Origin of the sequence: Actinacidiphila sp. bgisy160 (genome assembly GCF_965342435.1) — a bacterium.
Taxonomy (GTDB): domain Bacteria; phylum Actinomycetota; class Actinomycetes; order Streptomycetales; family Streptomycetaceae; genus Actinacidiphila.
In genome coordinates this window covers 1-7,349 of the sequence record NZ_CBDRCM010000105.1, presented here as the reverse complement: position 1 = coordinate 7,349, position 7,349 = coordinate 1, and the positions used below count along the sequence as shown (strand labels likewise).

At 69.0% G+C, this 7,349-nt stretch carries 5 protein-coding genes; 2 read left to right on the top strand and 3 right to left on the bottom strand.

What is annotated here, in order from left to right; translation table 11 throughout:
* Nucleotides 1–347: 347 nt before the first annotated feature.
* Nucleotides 348–1,406, bottom strand: a complete 1,059-nt coding sequence (locus ACRWNP_RS36630) for a hypothetical protein (RefSeq protein WP_431969257.1) — start codon at nucleotides 1,404–1,406, stop codon at nucleotides 348–350.
* Between the two features lie 124 nt (nucleotides 1,407–1,530).
* Nucleotides 1,531–1,656 carry a hypothetical protein gene (locus ACRWNP_RS36625; protein ID WP_431969255.1) on the bottom strand — a complete coding sequence of 42 codons (126 nt, stop codon included), beginning with the start codon at nucleotides 1,654–1,656 and terminating at the stop codon, nucleotides 1,531–1,533.
* Between the two features lie 1,833 nt (nucleotides 1,657–3,489).
* On the opposite strand from ACRWNP_RS36625, the gene ACRWNP_RS36620 reads away from it, so the two are divergent.
* Nucleotides 3,490–4,410 (top strand): hypothetical protein, encoded by a 921-nt coding sequence (locus ACRWNP_RS36620; protein ID WP_431969253.1) that lies wholly within the window; start codon nucleotides 3,490–3,492, stop codon nucleotides 4,408–4,410.
* 192 nt (nucleotides 4,411–4,602) lie between these two features.
* Here the strand turns inward: ACRWNP_RS36620 and ACRWNP_RS36615 are convergent, their stop codons facing one another.
* Nucleotides 4,603–6,993, bottom strand: a complete 2,391-nt coding sequence (locus ACRWNP_RS36615; protein WP_431969251.1) for a Helicase associated domain protein — start codon at nucleotides 6,991–6,993, stop codon at nucleotides 4,603–4,605.
* A 152-nt stretch (nucleotides 6,994–7,145) separates the two neighbouring features.
* On the opposite strand from ACRWNP_RS36615, the gene ACRWNP_RS36610 reads away from it, so the two are divergent.
* On the top strand, nucleotides 7,146–7,349 hold a 204-nt coding region (locus ACRWNP_RS36610; protein WP_431969249.1), incomplete at its 3' end, for a P-loop NTPase fold protein.

Here is a 7,349-nt window from a genome sequence, read left to right as displayed (position 1 = left end):
TGCCGGCCCTTCGGGCCTGACTAGGCTTCCGCTTCGCTTCAGCCTAGTTTATGGCGCTAACGCGCCTTCAGGGTCAGGTCCGCTTCGCGTCCCTGACGGACCTTCGGCTTCGCCTTCGGTCCTCTGCGGCCCGCTGGCGCGGGCCGAGCTGGCTACAGTGCGGGGGTTGGCGGGTGACTGGGTCTCAGGTTGGTCTCTCTGGCTACATGGAGTACAGGTGCTTCCTTCCCCTAAAAATTTCTGAGAATCCGAATTCTCCTCTCCTCCCTACCGGCGCGGGGGAGCCTCTAGCCATCTTGTGTTTAGCGTGAGAGAACGTCAGCTACCGCTCGCGGCAAGGGGCTCCCCTAGAAGGGCCGAGCGTAGGGGTGATCCTTCACCCGGTCGTAGATTCTGCGCAGCCACGGCTGCCGAACGGCGGGGAGCCGCGCCAACGTGTAGAGGAAAACTCCCCAGTCGGGCCGAAACACGCTCCATGGATGCATCGGCAGTGGGTCGTCGCGGATGACACCGGCGGGCAGTCCACCTGCTGCGGGCACGGGCAGCCTTTCCTGGTGGAAGGCCAGGTGTGTCCACACGTCGGCAGGCAGGGGCACCGTCCTCGCACTGCTGGACGGCTGCCACGCTTCCCCTGTCCGCGGATGCTGCGGAACGAGCAGGATGTCGAGAGCAGGCCCCGGAGTAAGCAGGCCTGGGCCGGCCAACGCCGCCGTCTTCGCTGGCGGCTCCTGCGGGAGCAGGGTGTCGAGGGTGCGGCGGAGGGTTTCCGCGGCCAGGCCGTCGGGGACGGTCACGGGTGTGCCGTCCGAGGCTGCCAGGAGGTGGGCCAGCGCTACGCCGGCTGCCGCGGCCCATTGCGGGCTCCAGGCGCCGGAGGGGCCGACCGGCGGGGTGGGATGCACCTCGGTGGCCAGCGCTTGCCAGTCTGCTGCCTGGGGTGCGGGGTCACCGGTGGGGATGCGGCGTACGGCGCGCGGGGCGAACCGCACGGCCTGCCAGAGTGAGCAGTCGTCGATGCGGGTCGCCACGGGCTGTCCGCAGTGCTCGCAGGCGAGGTTCGGGCCGTCGCGCCCGTCGAGCCCGCAGCAGTAGCCGTCGCATCGCTCCGGGATCAGGACGGTGCCGCGGGTGTCACCGGGCGCGACGACGATCGTTCCCGGGTCGCCGAAGGGCAGCGAGTCCACCGGGGCGAACACCCCACGGGCTGCCGCTTCGTCTTCGTCGACCTCGTTCCAGCTTCGCCATGGAGGCCCGAACGGCTCCGGGTCGACTGCGTACGACCCCGCCTCCATGAGCACCGGCAGCAGGCCGTGTCCCCAGGTCTGGCGGGCATGGGCGGGAAGTGCGACCTGTGACAGCGGGGTGCTCAGCACGGCGTCGCACGTCGCACACGCGAACACCGTCATGCACCTCCCCCGCCCTGGACATGCGGAGTATCCCGGCTCCGCGATCACCAGCCAACAGCTTTTCCACCACCGCGAAACCGACCAAACGAACGGCTCCTCGTCGGCGCGCGAATCAGTCGGACGGTTATGCGAACTGGATGACGGGGGTGGTGTCATCGGTCCAGTCGCCGTCGAACAGGGAGGCGATCAGCGTGGCGTGGTCGGCCGGGAGCTGTCCGGAGCAATGCTTGGTGTGGCCTTGGCGAGCCAAGGGCTGATCTTGACGGTGTCTCCGTCGACGAGGATCTCCTCGCGGGCCGTGGGGGGCCGGCCTTCCCGGGCGATGAACAACTCCAGAAGCTGAACGGTCTGGGCGAAGGTCCGGCGGGCCCTGGAGGGCGCCTTCAGGGGGTTCGTGGCCGGCGTCAAGCCGAGGTCGGCCAGGAGCTGCCGCTGGCCGGATCGAGGTCGAGGAGTACCACCGAAACGTCCTGCATCGATGCCGCGCCATGCCAACCTATAGCGCCACGAAGTGCCAGGACATCAGGTCGGCAGACGCAGGTCACCGCACTATGCCAGCGATCTGATGCTGACTCAGTGATGACGCTCCCCCACTGCATCGGGTCACAACTGACACTCAGATGACGACGCCCACCTGGCACTCCCCCGCAGACCATCACCGCACCGCCGGAAGCACCACACCGGCGTGCAGACCCAAGGAGAACCGCCGTGATCCCCGCCGGCCGCACCGCAATCTTTGCCAACGGCATCGCCGAGCTCGCCAACCGCAAGCGCTGTCGCCCGCCCTCGCCAGCGAGCTGCCCGACCCGATCAGCCGCCCCGGCGCCCGCACGCGGTACTGGGACAAGGCCCAGATAAGGGCACACCTCGTCGGCAAGGACGTCCCCACCCTGCCCGCCGACGAGTCCCCCAGGGGGATCTCCTGGACCGCGAGGAGGCCCGCGAGGAGCTGGTCAAGCTCGGCATCGACCTCAAGCCGGAGGCCTGGCGCGCGTACATCAACCACGGCTACGCCCCGAAGGCCGACAAGACCATCGAGGGCGTCGCCCCTGGTACCGCAGCACCATCCACGCCTGGCCCGACAGCCGCCCCGGCGAGCGCGCCGACGCCGGCCGTCCCAAGGGCAGCAAGGAGTCCACCCCCCGCACGCCCGAGACCGACGCCCGCCTCGCCCGCGCGCAACAGCGCCTCGAGCGCGTCCGCGCCATGGTCGAAGCCGCGCCCGGGATCAGCTCCGGCCAGATCGCCGAGGCAGAGAACATCTCCGAGCGGCAAGCGCAGCGCATCCTCGCGCAGCTGAGCAAGTAGCGGGGCCATGGGTGGGTACCCGGCAGGTCGACGACAGCCGGGGTCTGGCGCGGGTGAGCATGCCTGTGTCGAGGCCTTGACCCATTGCCGGCGGTCACAAGACGTGGCGTGGGTGCCTGCTCACATCTGGTGGCGCAAGTCCGCGCAGCAGGGGTCGTGGCGGCGGTGTCGCTGGGGAAGCTACCTGGGTGCCTTCGGCGAACGCTGGCGCTGGCGCTGGCCGGGATTGTTTGTTGTCTGATTTGGAGAACCATCCGGATTGTCAGCGCTACGCTCAATTGGGAAGCTTCGGGGGGCGGGGCATGCGTTCGCGACCGGCAAGAGTGTACGGATTGATTGCTTTCCTGCTCGTTGCGCTATGCGTCACGGGGTGTGCGACAGCACCACAGCCGCAGCCGGATCGAAGACCCAGCATTCCCAGCGCACCTGAGTCGGGCGGGGGAACTGGCGCGGGATCGGCGTTGCCTACTCCTGGCGAGACACAGCGGTCCTACGGGGGCGATCCAGTCCCTGCAGCCAGCCCTCCGCAGACGGGACCGATGCAGGACAACAACGGTTTGTCCCTCAACCCGACCAACAGCGCCCCGGTGGAGTGTCCTGATGGCCAGGTGCCGAGTTGGCCAGATCACGAACCTACTGACGGCAGCGACCCCGAAGCCGTCTGTGTACCGGCTGACTCTGTGGATGGCCCCTCTGACGGCGCTGAGCCGTCCCCTACGGCTCCGCTTCCCACGGATGCCTCCCCGACGGCGGATGCGCCCCAGGATGAGGGCCAGTGAGCACCCGCCGGCAGCGGCGCCAGCGGCGCCGGGCTTACACGTTCCACGCCACCAGGCGGATTCGGACACTGGCGCCACGGCCCGAGTCTCCTCCCGCGACGTCAGCAACGCAGCTGGCCAACGGCATCATCGCGCAGGCCTCCTTCTTCGCCGCCGTCATGTTCTACCTCGGCGTGATCTACGCCAACGCCTACTACTCCTACTTCCATGTGAGCATCTTCGCGCTCGGCTTTGGCTTCGGTGAGCTCGTGATTCACAGCCTCGGGCTCATCCGGGCGCCCGTCGTCATCATCTGCGTACTCGCTGTCCTCCTGGCCCGGGGGCCCAGCCTTCTGCCCACGACGCTGCTGCCCCCCAGATTCGCGGCTGCTGCTGGCCGCGCGTTCGGCGTTGTTGCCAGAGCCCACGTCTGGATCGTCCTCGCTGGCATCGCCCTGGTGATCGCCTGGCAGGCGATACAGCCGTTCCGCTGGCTCGCACCCGTCACCATCGCTGCCGGATTCCTCATCGGCCAGAGCACGGCAGCAAACAGCGGGCGACGTCCCCAAGGACTGCGCGACAGGGCCGTCCCCACCTTCACAGCCGCAGTGTTCCTTCTCTGGGCGGCAACGCTCATGGCCGGCCAACTGGGAGTGCAGGACGCCCAAAACGACGCCAGAAACCTCTTGAGCAGGACGGCGGTGGCGCTCTACTCCACGGACCGCCTCAGCATCACCGGCCCATCGGTACAGGTAGTGGATCTGGGCAAAGAGTTTCGCTTCCGCTACCGGTACACAGGCCTGCGCCAGCTGGTCGAGCGGGGAGGCAGGTTCTACCTTCTGCCAGTCGGCTGGGATCGGCGCGTGGACGCCATCTACCTCATCCAGCAGAGCGACACCATCAGGGTCGAGTTGATGCCGGGCACCCAGCCCGGCTGAAAGGCGATCTCACCGCCGTTGATTATCGGCGCGTCACAGTAGCCGACTGGCTGACGGGAAGGGCTCCTGGCGCCGCCGGCTTGTCACACCCGCGGGTGGGGAATCGGAGCGCGCAGGTCGGTCCCATTCCTGAGCACGGACGAGCCCCATCAGGCCGGGCAGCTCCTCATCAGCAGGCGAACTGCCGGGCGGTCAGGCGAACTCGCTGACGGGGGTGGTGTCGTCGGTCCAGTCGCCGTCGAACAGGGAGGCGATCAGCGTGGCGTGGTCGGCCGGGAGCTGGCCGGCGCGGTGCTTGGTGCGGGCCTTGGCGAGCCAAGGGCCGATCTTGACGGTGTCTCCGTCGACGCGGATCTCCTCGCGGGCGGTGGGGGGCCGCCCTTCCCGGGCGATGAACAGCTCGAGGAGCTGGACAGTCTGGGCGAACGTCCGGCGGGCCTTGGAGGGCGCCTTCAGGGGGTTGGTGGCCGGCGTCAGGCCGAGGTCGGCCAGGAGCTGCTGCTGGCCGGGGGCGAGGGTGGTGAAGGTGGTGAGCTGGCGGTGGAGCCAGCGGCCGATCTTGACCGTGCCGATGACGATGTCGATGTGGAGGTCGCCGGGGTTGTGGCCGGCGGCGAGGTGGGCGCGGAGCAGGTGGTATTTGCGGTGCCAGTCGGGGCCGTGGGGCAGGCGCCAGTGGGCGTCGATGGCGGCGAGGTCGGCGGCGCGGGCCGGGTCGAGGCGGCCGTTGGCGGCCAGCGAACGCTGTTCGGCGAGGAAAGTGCCGCCGGGGGCGGTGACGGGGATGGCGAGGTGTCCGTGCGCAGCGTGGTAGTCGGCGGCGGTGGTGAGCTGGGCACGCCAGGTGGCGTCGTGTTTGTCCCAGATCATGTCGAGGGCGTCGAGTTCGGCGATCCAGGCGGCGTCGGCGGGGTCGTGGGGGTTGAGGCGGCCGGTGCGGCGGGCGTCGCGCATGCCGGTGATGAAGACGCCCAGGTTGTAGCCGGTGGGGTCGGTGTAGTCGGCGGGGACGTCGAGGTGGCCGTGGTCGTCGTGGAAGGCCTGGGCGGAGGCGAGGCCTTCGCGGCGGGGGCGGGATTCGGCGGCGCGGGGGTCGAAGGAGACCAGGTCCATGGCCCGGGCGATGCGTTCGGGCTGGACGGTGAAATCGAAGTGCCAGCGGTGCGCGATCAGCTCGCGGGTCTCTCGGGGGAGGCGGTTGGCCTTGTTCGGGAGACGCTCGGCGATGCGGTGGTCGTGGCTGGCCAACGCGGTGGCGATCGCCCAGACCGGCTCGTAGGGGGTGCCGAGGATGTCGAGGGCGTTGGCGGCGGGTGGGATGTAGGCGGGGATGACCAGGCTGGCGACCTTGCCAGCGTCGGCGGGCTGGCGCAAGGCGCGGCCGAGGGCCTGGACGACGCGAATGACGCTGCGGGAGACATCGGCGAAGACGACCGCGTCGACGCTGGGAATGTCGACGCCCTCCGCGACGACCTTCGCGTTCGCCATGATCGCGCACGGGGCCTGGGCGAAACGAGCGAAGACCTCGGCACGCTCGGAGGGGGTGTGGTCACCGTCGACGTACAGCGTCAGCGGGTCGAGGTCCGGGCACAGCCCGGGAGCAGTGGTGCGCAGCAGGCGCAGGGTGTGGCCGAGCTCGCGAGTGAACCGCTTCGCATCGGCGACGAGCTGGAAATACACCAGGACCCGCTTCAGGCCGTGTGCGGCCATCGTCTTCAGCACGGCCAGATACAGGGCCGTGGTACGCAGCGCATCCCCACCCCCGGCCCCAGAGGCGAGGCCGGGGGCGGTCGCCGTGGTGGGGAGATTCAGGCGGGTGCGCAGCTCCTCGTCGCTGATGGTCGGCACGATCACCCGGTAGTCCGCCAGCACCCCGTCGGCAACCGCCTGGGCGAGCGGATACTCGAAGATCTTCTTGCCGTAGACCGGCTCGGAATCCATCGAGTTCGCCGACGCCTCCAGGTCCGGTTCCGCGGCCCGGCGGCGGCGCGGACGGCGCACGTCCGCGGACTCCGCCAGATCCGGACCACCGAAAATGCGTGGAGTGGCCGTCATGTACAGGCGGCGGTCCGCGCGGATTCGGGCGTTGTCGTTGACGGCCGCCCACTTCTTGTCCGCACGGCCGGCGATGCGGTGCGCCTCGTCCATGACCGCCAGATCGAACGGCGGCACGCTGCGGCCGATGCGCTGCGCCGCCTCGACCTTGTCCAGGGAGTCATAGGTACAGAACACCGTCACCGCCCGCAGGACCCCAGTGCCGACCGCCGACAGCACCGCGGCGAGGCCTGCGGCGTCCCCGGTGGAGCCGACATTCGCCTCCGCCAGACCTGGGTGCGCCCGGGTGTCCATCGAACACACCGCCACCATCGCCTCAGCCCGGCCATCTCTGCGCCAGGCCAGAGCGGTCTGCGCGATCAGATCGAGCGTCGGCACCACCACCAAAGTGAGCTGTGATCCGAGCGTGCCCGCCAGACGGATGCCGACCAGCGTCTTGCCCGTCCCGCACGCCGAGACGTACAGGCCGCGGGTGCCCGGCCGGCGCAGATACCGCACCGCACGGTCGTGGCCAGCCTGCTGATCCACGCGCAACACAACCTGCCCGGCAACGGGACCAAGGACGGCGGAGGTGCTAGTGCTCATAGACGGTATTCTCCCCGGCCCGCTGTTCACCACGGGTTGTAACGGCCCCAAAATTCCTCTGCCTCCAGTCAGGCACAGTGATGCACGATAAGCGGATGGCCGAGGAAAGATTCTTCAACGATGATCCTGTCGACGGGAGCTCCGCCGCTCCTGACCTGCTGGGGCGCTGGCAGTTCGCCCAGCACGCCGTCGAACTCCTCCATCAGGTGCGCGCGCAGAGCGAGTCCGGAGTCCTCGCACTCATCGGACCCTGGGGCTCTGGTAAATCGTCTGTCCTGCAGATGGCGATCCAGCACCTT

Bases quoted from the DNA above. Each gene is read 5' to 3' on its own strand.
- ACRWNP_RS36630 (WP_431969257.1), bottom strand. From the start codon at position 1,406: ATGACGGTGTTCGCGTGTGCGACGTGCGACGCCGTGCTGAGCACCCCG.